This window comes from Frankia sp. CeD (assembly GCF_000732115.1).
Classification (GTDB): domain Bacteria; phylum Actinomycetota; class Actinomycetes; order Frankiales; family Frankiaceae; genus Frankia; species Frankia casuarinae.
In genome coordinates this window covers 1-15,392 of the sequence record NZ_JPGU01000029.1, presented here as the reverse complement: position 1 = coordinate 15,392, position 15,392 = coordinate 1, and the positions used below count along the sequence as shown (strand labels likewise).

The following is a 15,392-nucleotide window of genomic DNA, read 5'->3' as shown; positions in this document are numbered from 1 at the left end:
GCATCCCTCCTTCCCCGCCTCACGGGACGGTCCTTAAAGGAGTGGTCCCAGCGACGTTACCAGGGCCCTCAGGACGTGTGAGGATCTCGCCGCCGGACGCCGACGCCCCTGGCGCCCGGCGCGACGACGGGTCGCCCACCGGTCCGGACAGCGCGGGACGTTATTGCCGCGCCAACCACGCAGCATCATGTTGTCACTACTTGTCACTGGGTTCGATGCCGTCGCCACAGCGGTGGCGGCATCCGGAAGTTCCCACCGCTCAGGCGTAGGGCGCAACCAGAGGGCTACAGAAAGTGGTANAAAGAAAGAGGCGACACGNCCCCCCGGGTGTCGAGCGTCANCCCGGCGGGCACTACTATCGGTAACCGCCGGCGGCACGAGCCCCGGTTCCAACTGATCGACCACGACAGGAGTGGGCACTCCGATGTCCGACTATGCGAAGGCGCTCGGTGCTCGGCTGCGCGCGATACGCACCCAGCAGGGGCTCTCGCTTCATGGCGTCGAGGAGAAGTCGCACGGTCGGTGGAAAGCCGTCGTCGTGGGTTCCTACGAACGTGGGGACCGCGCCGTCACCGTGCAGCGCCTCTCCGAGCTCGCGGAGTTCTACGGCGTTCCGGTGGGGGAGCTTCTTCCCGAGGGTTCCACCGTCGCTCCGCTGGAGCAGTCTCCTCGGATCGTTCTCGACCTCGAGCGTCTCTCCCAGGTTCCCAAGGAGCAGGGTGGTCCGCTCGCCCGGTACGCGGCGACCATTCAGAGCCAGCGCGGCGACTACAACGGCCGGGTGCTCTCGATCCGGTACGAGGACCTGCGCTCGCTCGCGGTGATCTACGACACCTCGCCGAGCAAGCTCACCGAGCAGCTCGTCTCTTGGGGCGTGCTGTCTCCGGAGCAGGGCGCGGACGCCGCGGCGACCGACGTCTAGCCTCGCTCCGGTATCGCGGTACCGGTACCGCGATACCGGTACCACAATCCGCCGGCTCGCATCCGCGCCACCCGCGGCACACGTATCCGGGGAAGGACCCGGTACGTCGCCTGGGCGACGTACCGGGAACGCCGATCCCGGTTCCCTCCCGGCAACCGGGCAACCCCGGTGGACCGCCGCTACGACGGCTGGCCGGGAATTGAATCCACCGCCGATCCCCGTCCGGTCGACTCGGCCGGGGTGGCCAGGCCCTTTCCCTCGACCAGACTCGCGAGCAGCCCGTTGACAAACGCCGGCGACCGGTGGGTGGAGAGGTTCTTCGCCAGTTCCACGGCTTCGTCGATGGCGACCCGATCCGGGACGTCGGGACGCCAGAGCAGTTCCAGCACGGCAATCCGCAGAATGTTGCGGTCGACCGGCGGCATCCGCTCCAACGTCCAACCCTCGGCGTACCGGGCGATCCGCTCGTCGATCTCCCCGCGGCGCTCGACGACCCCCTCGACCAGCTCGACGGCGTATTCCGACACCGGTGGATCGGACTGGGCCAGCCGGGCAGCGAGGATCTCCGGCACGGCGCTCGCGCGCACGTCCGCTTCGTAGAGGATGTCCAGCGCCCGTTTACGGGCTTTGGACCTGGCGCTCAGCTCGTCACCCGGCCCAGGTACCGGCCGTCACGCGTGTCGACCTTGACCTTTTCCCCACTGGTGATGAACAGCGGCACGTTGATGGTGGCGCCCGTCTCCAGGGTGGCCGGCTTCGTCCCGCCGGTCGAGCGATCGCCCTGCACCCCCGGGTCGGTCTGCGAAATGGTCAGCTCGACGCTGGCCGGCAGTTCGACATAGAGCGGGGCGCCGTCATGTAGCGCGACGGTGGCCACGGTGTTTTCCAGCATGTAGTCGGCCGTCCCACCGACGACATCCGGCGGGATCGGGATCTGATCGTAGGACTCGCTGTCCATGAAGACGAAATCGGCACCGTCCCGGTAGAGGTAGGTCATCTCGCGGCGGTCGACGGTCGCGACGTCAACCTTGACCCCGGCGTTGAAGGTGCGGTCGACGACCTTCCCGGTGAGCACGTTCTTCAGGGTCGTGCGGACGAACGCCCCACCCTTACCCGGCTTGACGTGCTGGAAGCCGACGACGTTCCACAACACCCCGTCGATGTCGAGCGTCATGCCGTTCTTCAGGTCGTTGGTGGTCGCCACTGCGCGCGTTCTCCGTTTCCATCGCCGTACGCCGACGGCGGGTGTGGTCGTTCCCCGGACCCTCGTGCGAGGACCGCGGTGCTCTCTCCCCAGGCCATCCCCAGGCTCCCCAGGCCATCCCCAGGCCGCTTCCATCCTCAGGCCGCTTCCGGACCCCGCCACCGGGCGAACGCACCGGGCGCGGACACCGGGCGCGGACGTGGCGGCGATCCTACAAACCGCCGCGACGAGTCTACCGACCCTCGGCGACAGTGGTGAACGCCGCGATCAGCAGGCCAGCGTCCGGATTGTCCAGGATGACGGTGCGGCCCTGCGCCTCGAGGCCGACGAAACGCATCCGCCGTCCCCGCGCCTTCTTGTCGACCCGCATCGCGTCGAGCAGCGCCGCCCACCGGTCGTCCCGGTAGGTCACCGGCAGGCCGATGCGGGTCAGCAGCTCACGGTGCCGGTCGGCGGTGGCGTCGTCGAGGCCGACGACGAGCCGGGACAGCTCCGCCGCGAACACCATGCCCACCGAGATCGCCGCGCCGTGCCGCCAGCTGAAGTGCTCGACCTTCTCGATGGCATGACCGAGGGTGTGACCATAGTTGAGGATCTCCCGCCGGCCGTCCTCCCGCGGATCGCCGGAGACCACCTCGGCCTTGACCCGGATGGACCGCTCGATCAGCTCGGGCAGATGCGCGGCGCCGGTCGGATCGGCGTCGAGCAGATCGAGGATCGCCGCGTCGGCGATGAAACCGGTCTTGACGACCTCGGCGAGCCCGGCGCGTACCTCGACGGCCGGCAGAGACTCCAGCGCCGCCAGATCGCACAGCACGCCGAGCGGCTGGTGGAAGGCCCCGACCAGGTTCTTGCCCGCGTCGATGTCGATGCCGGTCTTCCCGCCGACCGCCGCGTCGACCATGCCGAGCACGGTGGTCGGCACCTGGACGACGTCCACCCCGCGCAGCCAGCTCGCGGCGACGAACCCGGCCAGGTCTGTCACGGTGCCGCCGCCGAGGCCGATCACCATGTCGTCCCGGGTGAAGCCGATCCGGCCGAGCACGTCCCAGCAGAAGCCGGCGATCCGCAGCTGCTTGGCCTCCTCGCCGTCGGGCACCTCGATGGCGTGCGCCTCCACGCCCGCGTTCTCCCGCAGGTCGGCGACGACGGCGTCCGCGGTGGCCCGCAACGCCCCGGGATGGATCACCGCGGCGCGGGTCCGCCCGACGACGGTCTCGGCGAGCTCGCCGAGCAGGCCCACCCCGAGCACGACGTCGTAGGGACGCCCGCCGCCCGGCCGTACCGGGATCCGCACGATGTCGGAGGCCTTCACCTGCATACTCACCGTTTGCCCCCCGCGGCGTCCGCCGCCTCGTCCGGTTCGCTGCCCCCCGCGAGCAGCGGGCCCAGGGCCGCCGCCAGCAGGTCGGTCACCTCGTCCGGCTCGTGCCCCGCGGTGTCGATGACCACCGTCGCCACCTCGGCGTAGAGCGGCCGGCGCGCCCTGAGCAGGGCGGCGAGCCGCGTGCGGGGCCCCTCGACCAGCAGTGGACGGTCCCGGGCGAGGCCCACCCGCCGCACCGCGTCGGAAACTCCCACCTCAAGATAGACGACCCGGTGCCCGGCCAGCCGGGTCCGGTTCTCGGCGTCGAGCACCGCTCCCCCGCCAAGGGCCAGGACCCCCCGGTGATCCGCGAGCGCGGCCGCCACCGCCCGGCGCTCGGCCAGCCGGAAGTACTCCTCACCATGATCGAGAAAGATGTCCGCGACGGTGGTGCCGAGCGCCGCCTCGATGTCGGCGTCGGTGTCGCGGAAACCCACCCCCCACCGCCGCGCCAGCTGGGTGCCCACCGTCGTCTTCCCCGCTCCGGGCGCTCCGACCAGCACCACCATCGGCCCCGTCCAGGCCATCGGCCCCGTCCACGCGTCCGTCGCCGGCTCCCCCACGATGATCCTCTGTCTTCGCCGCCTGCCGATTCCCGCCGCCGATCAGCGGATGACCAGGGACTTCAGGTACCCCTCGTAATTACGCCGGGTCTCCTCCACCGAGTCCCCCCCGAACTTCTCCAGCGCCGCGTCGGCGAGCACGAGGGCGACCATCGCCTCCGTCACCACCCCGGCCGCGGGCACCGCGCACACGTCGGACCGCTGGTTGATCGCGACCGCCGCCTCGCCGGTGGACACGTCCACCGTGGACAACGGCCTGGTCAGCGAGGAGATCGGCTTCATCGCCACCCGCACGCGCAACGGCTCGCCCGTGGTCATGCCGCCCTCGACCCCGCCGGCCCGGTCAGTCNCCCGCCGCACCCGCCGGCTGCCGGCACCGGCCGGCTCGATCTCGTCGTGCGCCCCGGAACCCCGCCGCCGCGCGGTGGTGAAACCGTCCCCGAACTCGACGCCCTTGATCGCCTGAATGCCCATCAGCTCGCCCGCGATCCGGGCGTCGATGCGCCGGTCGCCGTGCACGTAGCTGCCGAGCCCGGGCGGGCAGCCGTACGCCAGCACCTCGACGATGCCGCCGAGGGTGTCCGCGTCGGCGTGGGCCACGTCGATCTCGGCGACCATCCGCACGCTGGTCGCCTGGTCGGCACAGCGGACCGGGTCCGCGTCCACCGCCGCCAGCGACGTCGGGGCGGGCACCCCCGGGGGCACCTCGACCGCGCCGATCGCGACGACATGCGAGATCACCTCGATGCCGTAGGCCTGCCGCAGCAGTGCCTTGGCCGCGGTGCCGAGCGCGACCCGCGCGGCGGTCTCCCGGGCGCTGGCGCGCTCCAGCACGGGCCGGGCGTCGTCGAACCCGTACTTCTGCATGCCGGCGAGATCGGCGTGGCCGGGCNGGGGCNGGGTCAGNGGGGCTGCGCGGCCCAGGCCCGCCAGCGCCGCCGGATCGACCGGGTCGGGCGACATGACCCGCTCCCACTTGGGCCACTCGGTGTTGCGGACGACCACGCTGACCGGGCCGCCGAGGGTGACGCCGTGGCGGACTCCACCGAGCAGCTCGACCTCGTCACGCTCGAAGCTCATCCGCGCGCCGCGACCGTGCCCGAGCCGGCGGCGGGCCAGCTCGGCGGAGATGTCGGAACTGGTCATCCGGATCCCGGCGGGCAGCCCCTCGACCGTCGCCACCAGGGCGGGACCATGGGACNCCCCCGCCGTCAGCCAACGCACCATGACCCCAGTCTTTCACGCTCACCGCCCCTGTCACNACCGCGCTCAGGCAGGACAACCGGAATCAAACGGAACTATCAGTATCAAGTAGGACAAACGAGATCAGCCGGCGCGACCGAGGACGGCGAGCAGCGTCCCGGCGAGCAGAAAGGGACCGTAGGCGATGCGGTCATGCCGGCCGACCCGGCCCGCCACGAGCAGCGCGCTCGCCCAGAGCCCCCCGAGGACGATGCCGGCGAACAGCCCGAACACCACACTCGGCCAGCCGAGCCAGCCCAGCGCACCGCCCAGCAGGCCGGACACCTTGACGTCCCCGCGCCCGAGCCCCGCCCTCGGCAGGCAATGCACCCCCAGGAAGATCACCCAGACGGCAGCCGCGGCCATCCCGGCGCGCAGCAGACGGCCGGGCTCGCCGGTGAGCAGCGCGGCGAGGCCGAACAGCCCGGCGAGCACCGGATAGGACGGCAGTACCAGATGGTCGGGCAGGCGGTGCACCCGAAGATCGATCACGGCCAGCCAGACCCCGACGACCGCCAGATACACATAGGCCGGCAACCAGCTCGGATGATCGTGCAGGGCGACGGTCACGGCCGCGGCGACCAGCACCGTCACGGCACCGAGCGCCGCCGCCCCGGGCGCCTCCCGGTGCGGGGCCTGCCCGGGCAGCGCCGGCACGCCGGCCACGATCCGGCGACCGAACGGCAGGGCGGCGAGCGCAGGAAGGGCGATCAACGTGCTGAGCGCGCCGCCCGGCACCACTCCCGGCACCGCTATCCGCCGGCAGGTCCACCGCGGCCGCGGGGACCGCTCCCCGCGAGACCGTGGCCGCCCGGCACGCCGACCTCCACCGCCGGGGGCCTGTTCCCCCGCGTCCGCTCGTCCAGCGCGGCCTGACCCGCGGCCAGCAGAACGCTGGTGGGAACCACCTGCCCGGTGAAGTGCTCGACCTGCCCCACGGCCTGGGCGGCGAGGATCTCCAGGCCACCTGCGACCCGGGCACCGGCCCGGTAGGCCGCGGCGGCCAGCGCCGTGGGCCAGGGATGATAGAGCAGTTCTACGAGCTGGCAGGCTGGCGGCCACGGTCCGGTGGCGAGCCCGTCGGTCGCGCCGGCGGGCGTGGTGGAGATGACCAGATCCGGACCGGCAGGCAGGCCCGCGGCCAGCAGCTCCCAGGGCAGCGCGGTGACCTCGACGCCCAGCCGCGACCCGATCTCCGCCACCTCCGCCACGGCGGCGGGCCGGCGGGCGACGACGCCGAGGCGGGNGCAGCCCNCCGCGGCGACCGCCGCGACCGCGGCGCGGGCCGTGCCACCGGCACCGAGTACGAGCGGCTGGCCTGGGACCGCGCCGCGCATCACCCGGCGCAGCGCCATGCCGATGCCGTCCACGTCGGTGTTGTAGCCACGCAACCGGCCGGCGGGCCCGACGACGACCGTGTTGACGGCGCCGATGACCGCCGCCGTCGCGTCCACCTCGTCGAGCAGGTCGAGCGCGACGGTCTTGAGCGGCATGGTCAGGGACAGCCCGACCCAGCCCGGATCCGTGCGGACCCGGGTGAGCATCGCGGCGAGCCCGGTNTCGTCGCAGTGCACGGCGGTGTACGTCACCGCGAGACCGAGCTTGGCGTAGGCGGCGGCATGCAGCAGCGGGGAGAGCGAATGGTCCACCGGTGCCCCGAGCACGGCGGCGCGGGTGGGGCCCGACGGCGGCGCGGTGGCCGCGACGGTCGCCGGCGGTTCCATGGGCCGACGACGGCACTCAGGGGGCCGACGGCGGGCCGGGGTAGTGCCGGCGGGAACGATCTCCGGCACTACCGGGCCCTCCTCATGCTTGCGGGCCTCATGCTCGCGGCTTCCCTCGCACTACTCACGACCTCCTTCACGCCGGTACTGGGCCTCTGCCTGCTCCCACTCCCGCTCCGTGGTGGCGAAGACCGTCACCTTGCTCTGCGGCATGGAGACGAAATAGAACCACGATCCGTCGGCCGGTTCCAGTGCCGACCGCAGCGCCCAGACGCCGGGGTTGGAGATTGCGCCCGGCGGCAACCCTTTCACGGCCCGCGTGTTGTACGGGTTGTTCTGGGCGAGTTGTTCCTTGGTCAACGGCCCCTCGTACCCGTCCGTGGCGTAGCGGGTGGTCGAGTCCATGTCGAGCCGGCCAAATCTTCCCGATGTGTCCCTGAGCCGATTGTAGATCACCCGGGCCACCTTCGGACCCTCGTCGCGGTTGGCCACCTCCTTCTCGATGATCGAGGCGATGGTGACGATGTCCTTCGGCGGGACCCCGAGCGCGGCGGCCCTGCCCTCCAGATCGATCGCCGCGGTCTCCCGCTTGAAGCGGTCGACGAAGGAACGCAGCAACTGCTCGGGCGTGGCCCCGGGCACGAGGTCGTAGGTAGACGGGAAGAGNTAGCCTTCCAGCAGGTTCGGCGGCGCGTAGGACGGCAGGCCCAGCTGGGCGGGGTTCTTCGCGATCGCCTCCAGGTCCGCCATCGACGTGCCCGGGAGGCGTTCATGCAGTGCTGTGAGGACCTCACGGACGGTCATGCCCTCTTTGATGACGAACTTGAACGGCGCGGACGAGGCAGGGTCGAGCAGGGCCTCGAGCGCCGCGGCGGCGCTCATCCTGGTGTGCAGACGGTAGGTGCCCGGCTGGATGCCCAGCGACTTCGGATTCGCGGTGGCGGCCTTGACGAACGCGGCGACACTCGCGGTCACGTTCGCGTCGTGNAGCTCCCCGGCGATCTCCCGGGTACTCGCCCCGGCCGGGATCTGGACCATCGCGATGCCCTCGCCGGAGCCGGAGTAGTCGGCGGGCTCGCCAGCCGAGATGTGCCCGACGACCTTCCCCACCCCGTAGATCCCCAGTCCCAGCAGGGCGGCGACCACGACAAGCACCGCGATGAGCTTCGGCAGCGCGCGACCGCGCCGGCCGCCGTCGGGACCGGGCTCGTCCCAGCCGCCGCCGTCGTCCCAGGCGCGGTGGTCCCAGTCGACCCCGGCACGGTCGTCCGGGTACTGATCATCGGCGTAGTGTTCATCCGAGTAACGATCACCGCGCTGGCGGGCCCGACGGCGACGCGAGTAGGGGTCCTCGTCGAGCATCTCGTCGAGGTCGCCGCCGGTCACCTCTCGTCCGACGGCGGGACAACACCGTCCGGAGCCCGGGGGCCGTCTCTCGGAGCCCGGACCACGCCGTCCGGACCCGCGGCCGGGGCGGCACACCCGATCACGCCGGGCGCGGCGCTCCCCCGGCGGCTGTCCAGGTCGTGCTGCAGGATCTGCACGGCTGCCTCCTGATCCACGAGACTCCGGCGGGCACGCGAACGAACGCCACGCTCGGCCATCCTGCGATGAGCCGCAACCGTGGTGAGCCGCTCGTCCACAAAACGCACGGGGACGGGTGCGATCCGCTCGGCGAGTACCTCGGCGTACTGCCGCACCAGCCGGACCGCCCGGCCTTCCTGCCCGGACATCTGTCTGGGCAGGCCGACCACGACCTCTACAGCCTGCCGCTCCCGGACGATGAGGACGAGCTGATCTATGTCCGCATTACCCCGTCTGTCCCTGGCCAGGGTAGTCACCGGAACCGCGAGCACGCCGCCCGGGTCGCTCGCGGCGACCCCGACCCGCACCGAGCCGACATCGACCCCGATCCGCACCCCGGGCCGAGAATCCCCGGGCCGAGAATCCCCGGGCCGNGAGCCCGAGCCGCTCNCCGCGAGGCGTGCTCGGCCACCAGCCCCCGCAGCCTGGCGAACACCGCCGGCACCAGCTGTGGGTTCCCCCCGCCGCCCTGGGCCACGTCCGGCTTGCCGCCACCCTTGCCACCCAGGCTCGCCCAGGACTGCCGCACCAGGTCACCGGCGCGCAGCCCCCGGCCGCGCGCGGCGTCGTCGGTCACCACGACGATCGACGACCCGTCGGCCTTGGCCACGGCGACGACGGCGGGCCGCCCCGCCAGCCGCCCACGCACGTCCAGCGCCAGCAGCCGCACGTCGTCGGGGGCGGTGCCGGCGGGCACCTCGGCGGNGACCACGGCGACGCCAGCCACCTCCTCGGCACCCTCGGCCAGCGCCCCGGCCCCGGCGAGTACCGCGGCGGCCCGCAGTCGTTCCAGCTCCCGCTCGGCGTCGCGCAGCCGGCCGACGATGTCGGTGACCCGGTCCACCAGCTCATCCGGACGGGCCTTCAGCGCGGTGGACAGCTGCGACACCAGGAGATGCTCGCGCGCCAGGTAGCGGAAGGCGTCGAGGCCGACCAGCCCCTCGACTCGGCGGGTGCCCGCGGAGATCGACGCCTCCGACAGCAGCTTCACCGCGCCGAGCTGCGCGGAGCTCGCGACGTGCGTGCCACCGCACAGCTCGCGGGCGTAGTCGCCCACGTCGACGACCCGCACGGCGTCGCCGTACTTCTCGCCGAACAGCGCCATCGCGCCGAGCCGGCGGGCCTCCTCCTGCGTGGTTACGAAAGCCCGCACCGGCAGGTCACGCAGGGCAACCTCGTTGATCTCGTCCTCGACGTCGGCGAGCACCGACGGCGGCACCGCGCCGAGGGCGTGGAAGTCGAACCGCAGCCGGCCCGGGGAGTTCAGCGAACCGGCCTGGGTCGCGCCCTCGCCCAGCGCGCGACGGAACGCGGTGTGCACGAGATGGGTGGCGGTGTGCGACCGGGACACCGCGCGGCGACGATCGGCATCCACCTCCGCGAACACCTCCACGCCGAGCCGCAGCTCGCCGCCGAGCACCCGCACCCGGTGCAGGACCAGGTCGGGCACGGGCCGCTGGACGTCGAGCACCTCGACCTCGCCGCCGTCGAAACGCAGCCGACCGAGGTCGGGCTCCTGGCCGCCGCTCTCGGCGTAGAAGGGGGTCGCGTCGAGCACGACCCCGACCTCGGTGTCCTCCCCCGCCGCCGCCAGCCCCGCGCCGTCGGCGATGCCGACGAGGCCCACCACGCCGNAGGTCNGGCTGAGCTCCTCGTACCCGGTGAAGGTCGTCGGGCCGGAACGGGCCAGGATCGGCCGGAACGCGGACAGGTCGACGTTGCCGATCCGCCGCGCGGCCCGGTCCGCCTTCGCGGCCTGCCGCTGGCGGTCCATCAGCCGGCGGAAACCCGCCTCGTCAACGGAAAGGCCCGCCTCAGCGGCCATCTCCAGTGTCAGGTCGATCGGGAAGCCGTAGGTGTCGTGCAGCTTGAAGGCCGCCTCGCCGCCCAGCGTGGTCGAGCCCAGGGATCGGGCCTGGCGCGCCGCGGTGTCGAAGATCGTGGTACCGGTGCGCAGCGTCTCGGCGAACGCCTGCTCCTCCGCGACGGCGACCCCGGTGATCGTCTCGGCATTGTCGAGCAGTTCGGGGTAGATCGTCCCCATCGCCGACCCGACGACCGCGAACAGCTCGCTCATCACCGGCTCGTGGGCACCGAGCAACCGGGCGTTACGGATCGCCCGGCGCAGCATGCGGCGCAGCACGTAGCCGCGCCCCTCGTTGGAGGGGACGACGCCGTCGGAGATCAGCATCGCGGCGGTGCGGGTGTGGTCGGCGATCACTCGCAACCGCACGTCATCGGCGGGGNCCGCGCCGTAGCGCCGCCCGGTCAGCCGGCCGGCGGCGTCGAGCACCGGCCGGGAGATGTCGATCTCGTAGAGGTTGTCGACACCCTGGAGGATGGTCGCCATCCGCTCCAGGCCCATCCCGGTGTCGATGTTGCGGGCCGGCAACTCACGCTCGATCGGATAGTCGTACCCGGCGCCCTCGCCCCGCTCGTACTGCATGAAGACGAGGTTCCAGACCTCGAGGTAGCGCTCCTCGTCCGCGATCGGACCGCCCTCACGGCCATAGGCGCAGCCGCGGTCGAAGTAGATCTCGCTGCACGGCCCGCACGGCCCGGGCACGCCCATCGACCAGAAGTTGTCCTCCTTGCCGCGGCGCTGGATGCGCTCGGCGGGCAGCAGCTTGCGCCAGATCCCCTCGGCCTCGTCGTCGTCGAGGTNGACCGTCGCCCACAGGTCGTCGGCCTTGAAGCCGAACCCTTCGGTGAGCAGCTCGAAGGCGAACGGGATCGCCTCGGCCTTGAAATAGTCGCCGAACGAGAAGTTGCCGCACATCTGGAAGAAGGAGGCGTGCCGCGCGGTGTGCCCGACATTCTCGATGTCGACCGTCCGGACACATTTCTGCACGCTGGCCGCCCGCGGCCACGGCGCCGGGAGATCCCCGAGAAAATAGGGCTTGAAAGGCACCATGCCGGCGTTGACCAGCAGCAACGTCGGATCCTGGGCCACCAGTGAGGCGCTCGGGACGACGGTGTGCCCGCGCCGGGCGAAGTGGTTGAGAAAGCGGCTACGGATCTCGGCCGTGTCCATCGGGTTCACGTCGTCCAGACTCGTGGGAAGAGGTTCGACNTCCCGGGGTGGCGTGCTGTGGTCGGGCGCGCCTTCCGGGCTGCGGTGAGGGCGGGTGCCCCCGGCCCGCGGGCAAGGGAGTCCTCAGGGCCGCCGGGCGCCGGGGACGAGCCGCATCGTGCGTTCGGCGTCGTCGAGGTCAGCGGGGTAACGCGGCGCGCCGGAGCCGGCGACCCGCGCCGCGGTGTCCCGGGGCGGGGCAGCCCCGACCGCGTCGCCTCGATCCGCTTCGTCGCCTCGATCCGCTTCGTCCGGATCACCGTCGAGGCCGAGCGCGACACGGATCTCCTCCTCCCGCTCGGCCGCGGCCTCGCGCACGTCCGCGAGGAACTCCTGTACCGACTGTACGAGAGAGCCGGCCAGACTCGTCGGTGTCAGGGAGGCTGCGGCCTTAGCCACCTGGCGCACCACCACGACGCCGGCCGCCGCCCCGAAAGCGAGATAGAAGANCCTCGACATCTACCGGCCTCCCCGACGCCCGCCCGCCGCGCCGGCGGCCGTGGACACCGACGGGGTCTTCTCGCCCGCGGGCTGCGGGCCGCCGCGCCCGGCCGGCCGCCGCGCCGCCTTCTCGGCCTTCATCTGGGCCGTCACCCGGGACTCGACCTCCGAGCGGGTCCGCTTGGCCGCCGCCTTGCGCACGCCGTAGCTGAACGCCGCGACGCGCACCATCGGGCCGCCGAGCGTCGCCGCGAACAACGACGTCAGCGAGGAGACGTTGGTCGTGATCGACTGCACGTTCGCCGTGATCGCGTCGACCCGGTCGAGTTCCTTGTTGACATGCGAGAGCGCCAGATTGACCTCGTCGACCGTCGCGCCGGCCTGCCTGACCCGGGCGGTTCCCTCGTCGAGGGCGAGACCGGTCTGACGTACCCGGGCCGCGGCCTCATCGAAGATCTTACCGAGCTTGAGCAGGACGTAACAGCCGAAGAGGACGAGCACCGCGAACGCGCCCGACGCGATCAGGCCCGCGACCGCACCACCGGACATATGTGCTCCTGCCTCCATCGTCGTTGGGCCGGTCCCACCCCACCCGATTCGATCCGCCGTGCCGCGGGCGCCACCCAGCCGACGCTCCTGGAGTGACCTTACCGAGACGGCTACCGGGGCCACGGGTAGCCCCCACGAGAGGAGTCAGGACGGCGAGGAGGGCGGTGGGGAGGGCGGTGGGGACGAGCCCGGGGACGGCGGTGGGTCACCGCGCACGACGCCACGCAGCTCATGGACCCGATCGGCCGCGCGGCGCTCGAAGCCGTTACCGCTCGGCTGGTAGTAGTCGGTCGAGGTCAGCCCGTCCGGCGGGTACTGCTGACGCACGACGTTGCCGGGGGCCTCGTGCGGGTACCGGTAGCCCGCGCCGTGGCCGACCCGCCGCGCGCCGCGGTAGTGGGCGTCGCGCAGATGCGCGGGCACCGGTCCGGCCCGCCCGGCACGAACATCCGAGGTGGCGGCGTCGATCGCCCGGATCACCGCGTTCGACTTGGGCGCCAGCGCCAGGTGGATGACCGCCTGCGCGAGCGCCAGGCGGGCCTCGGGCAGGCCAACGAACTCCAGCGCCTGGCTGGCCGCGACCGCGACACCGAGCGCGCCCGGATCGGCCATGCCAATATCCTCACTGGCAAGGATGATCATCCTCCGGGCGACGAACCGGGGATCCTCGCCGGCCTCCAGCATCCGCGCGAGGTAGTGGAGGGCCGCGTCGACGTCGCCGCCCCGCATCGACTTGATGAAGGCACTGATCACGTCGTAGTGCTGGTCCCCGGACCGGTCGTAGCGCACTGCGGCTCGGTTGACGGCCCGCTCCAGCAGGTCGAGATCGAGCCGTGGCCGCGGGTTGACGAACGCCTCGGCGTCTGCCCCGGCATCGGCACCCGCTCCGGCCTTCCCACCCGGTCCGGACTCGCACTCATGGGCTTCGAGCAGCGCCTCGGCCCCGGCCTCCAGGGTGGTGAGGGCCCGGCGGGCGTCACCTCCGGCAAGGCGGACCACGTGCTCGCGGGCCTCGTCGGACACCGACAGCCGCCCGTCGTACCCACGCGGGTCGCGCAGCGCCCGGGTCAGCACCCCGCGGATGTCGTCGTCGGTCAGCGGCTCCAGCGTCAGCAGCAACGACCGGGACAGCAGGGGGCTGACCACGGAGAAGAAGGGGTTCTCGGTGGTGGCGGCGACCAGAGTGACCCAGCCGCGCTCGACCGAGGGCAGCAGCGCGTCCTGCTGCGTCCGGGTGAACCGGTGCACCTCGTCGATGAACAGCACCGTGCGCGCACCGGACGTTGACAGCGTCTCGCGAGCCTCGTCGATGACGGCGCGGACATCCTTCACGCCGGCGGTGACCGCGGACAACTCCCGAAAGCGTCGCCCGGTCGCCCTCGACACGATGTGCGCCAGCGTGGTCTTGCCGGTGCCGGGCGGTCCCCACAGCACGACCGAGGTGGTTGCGCCCCCCTCGACCAGCCGGCGCAGCGGGCTTCCCGGCCCGAGTAGATGCCGCTGGCCCACGACCTCGTCCAGGGTCCGTGGCCGCAGCCGGGCGGCGAGCGGAGCCGCGCGGTCCACCCCCGGACCGCCGCCACGCCGATCCCGGAGAGCGGCGAACCCCGAGGCGGAGCGGGACGCCGTCCCGGCCTCCGACGCGTCGGACGCCCCGGCACCAGCCCCGGCACCATCGGAGAGATCGGCGTCGAACAGGCTCACCCGTTCACCGTACGACCGTCGTACGACCGCTGGGAGGCACGATCAGCCCGGAGCACGGCAGACGGCGGCCTCCGACGGCGGCTCACCGAAGCAGGCATATTACATACAACGGTATAAGTGTCTTAAATTGGCCCTTAAGCCTACGCCCATTCCCCCGACCACACTCGGACCACCAGAGCTTCATTGCCGATGCACCGGAACGCGGCCAATGCGCCGGAACGCGCGGCGAACGGGTAGTGCACCGCGCGCCATCCGGAACAATCCCCCGAGAGACCACGCTTCGTTCACGTCGGACACCGGACCTCAATGGCGCGCGTATTATCATTCAGCTAGTCCGTTCAGCTGCTCGACTGAGCACATGTGCCGCCTTCGTGGTAATGCACGGTGTTCCGGACGGAACCGCGCCCGAAACCAGGCCGGATTACGAAATCGCCCTGACCAGCCCAGATCGCAACGACGGGCTACCGCCCCTCACCCGGGGCGGGTGCCCGCAGAACCCACCCTCGCCACGGCACAGCCACACCACACCGTCAGAACCGACCAGCTCACCCGGAGACCGAAACCCTGCCCCGGAGAGGTGTCATCCGATGACCGTGCTACAGCCGCCCCGCGCCCTCGGAAACCGTGCCGCCGCATCACGCGGGCACCGCTTCGACAAGAACAGCGCGATACCCGAAGCTCCGATCGCATCAGCCGAGCCGACCGGGCATCCGGTTCGGCTGGCCCGCCCGGGGGAGACGGACGACCGCGAGTCGCGCCCCGCCCGGGACACCACCACGACAATCACCCGAACCGGCACCCCCGGCATCGGCGGCATCACCGCCACCGGCCCCGGCCACCCCCTACCCNCCCCCCTGCTAGCCACCAACCGCGTCGGCCAACACGTCCGCGTCCCCAAGACCGCCGAACTCGTCGCCGCCCACCTACGCCGCCAGATCGTCCGCGGCGAACTCCAAGAAGGCGACGCCCTACCCCCCGAAGCCGTCCTCATGGAACAGTTCGGCGTCTCCCGCCCCACCC

15 protein-coding genes are annotated in these 15,392 nt (G+C 71.9%); 2 read left to right on the top strand and 13 right to left on the bottom strand.

The features are described from left to right. The first annotated feature begins 424 nt into the window (after positions 1-424). The gene (locus tag CED_RS15045; protein ID WP_011437589.1) at positions 425-922 is read left to right on the top strand and encodes a transcriptional regulator; all 498 of its coding nucleotides are present in this window, start codon (positions 425-427) and stop codon (positions 920-922) included. Between the two features lie 179 nt (positions 923-1,101). Here CED_RS15045 and nusB read toward each other — a convergent pair whose 3' ends face one another. The 13 genes from nusB to CED_RS14980 form a co-directional block, all read right to left on the bottom strand. Further along, positions 1,102-1,509, bottom strand: a complete 408-nt coding sequence (nusB, locus tag CED_RS15040) for a transcription antitermination factor NusB (protein ID WP_011437590.1) — start codon at positions 1,507-1,509, stop codon at positions 1,102-1,104. Between the two features lie 53 nt (positions 1,510-1,562). Beyond that, a complete protein-coding gene (efp, locus tag CED_RS15035; RefSeq protein ID WP_011437591.1) occupies positions 1,563-2,126 on the bottom strand; it encodes an elongation factor P in 564 nt (187 codons plus the stop codon). Between the two features lie 232 nt (positions 2,127-2,358). Further along, positions 2,359-3,447, bottom strand: coding sequence for a 3-dehydroquinate synthase (gene aroB, locus CED_RS15030; protein ID WP_011437592.1), 1,089 nt, complete (start codon positions 3,445-3,447; stop codon positions 2,359-2,361). A gap of 2 nt (positions 3,448-3,449) precedes the next feature. After that, positions 3,450-4,055 carry a shikimate kinase gene (locus CED_RS15025; protein WP_235187094.1) on the bottom strand — a complete coding sequence of 202 codons (606 nt, stop codon included), beginning with the start codon at positions 4,053-4,055 and terminating at the stop codon, positions 3,450-3,452. A gap of 42 nt (positions 4,056-4,097) precedes the next feature. Further along, positions 4,098-5,282: a chorismate synthase gene (gene aroC, locus CED_RS15020; RefSeq protein WP_035911612.1), complete on the bottom strand. Its 1,185-nt coding sequence runs from the start codon at positions 5,280-5,282 to the stop codon at positions 4,098-4,100. A gap of 99 nt (positions 5,283-5,381) precedes the next feature. Further along, a complete protein-coding gene (locus CED_RS15015; protein WP_023841493.1) occupies positions 5,382-6,047 on the bottom strand; it encodes an A24 family peptidase in 666 nt (221 codons plus the stop codon). Positions 6,048-6,049: 2 nt separating this feature from the next. Next, positions 6,050-7,021, bottom strand: coding sequence for a shikimate dehydrogenase (locus CED_RS15010; RefSeq protein WP_235187093.1), 972 nt, complete (start codon positions 7,019-7,021; stop codon positions 6,050-6,052). A 120-nt stretch (positions 7,022-7,141) separates the two neighbouring features. Continuing rightward, complete coding sequence (gene mltG / locus CED_RS15005) at positions 7,142-8,383, bottom strand: endolytic transglycosylase MltG (RefSeq protein WP_035911655.1); 1,242 nt, start codon at positions 8,381-8,383, stop codon at positions 7,142-7,144. Positions 8,384-8,403: 20 nt separating this feature from the next. Further along, positions 8,404-8,940, bottom strand: coding sequence for a Holliday junction resolvase RuvX (gene ruvX, locus CED_RS15000; RefSeq protein WP_063613440.1), 537 nt, complete (start codon positions 8,938-8,940; stop codon positions 8,404-8,406). Then, positions 8,859-11,639, bottom strand: coding sequence for an alanine--tRNA ligase (alaS, locus tag CED_RS14995; protein ID WP_235187092.1), 2,781 nt, complete (start codon positions 11,637-11,639; stop codon positions 8,859-8,861). Before alaS ends, ruvX begins: the two co-directional genes overlap by 82 nt. 123 nt (positions 11,640-11,762) lie before the next feature. Next, positions 11,763-12,137, bottom strand: coding sequence for a hypothetical protein (locus CED_RS14990; RefSeq protein ID WP_035911608.1), 375 nt, complete (start codon positions 12,135-12,137; stop codon positions 11,763-11,765). Beyond that, entirely contained in the window at positions 12,138-12,668 is a 531-nt protein-coding gene (locus CED_RS14985; RefSeq protein ID WP_011437601.1) for a DUF948 domain-containing protein, read from the bottom strand. Between the two features lie 144 nt (positions 12,669-12,812). Further along, positions 12,813-14,234, bottom strand: coding sequence for a replication-associated recombination protein A (locus CED_RS14980; protein ID WP_049761107.1), 1,422 nt, complete (start codon positions 14,232-14,234; stop codon positions 12,813-12,815). Between the two features lie 725 nt (positions 14,235-14,959). Between CED_RS14980 and CED_RS24765 the strand changes: the two genes are divergently transcribed. Beyond that, positions 14,960-15,392, top strand: a 433-nt coding sequence (locus CED_RS24765) for a FadR/GntR family transcriptional regulator (protein ID WP_035911606.1), incomplete at its 3' end; no start/stop codon positions are given.

Excerpts from the sequence above, each read along its gene's own strand:
- CED_RS15045 (WP_011437589.1), top strand. The coding sequence starts at position 425 with ATGTCCGACTATGCGAAGGCGCTCGGTGCTCGGCTGCGCGCGATACGC.
- aroB (WP_011437592.1), bottom strand. The coding sequence starts at position 3,447 with ATGCAGGTGAAGGCCTCCGACATCGTGCGGATCCCGGTACGGCCGGGC.
- CED_RS14985 (WP_011437601.1), bottom strand. The coding sequence starts at position 12,668 with ATGTCCGGTGGTGCGGTCGCGGGCCTGATCGCGTCGGGCGCGTTCGCG.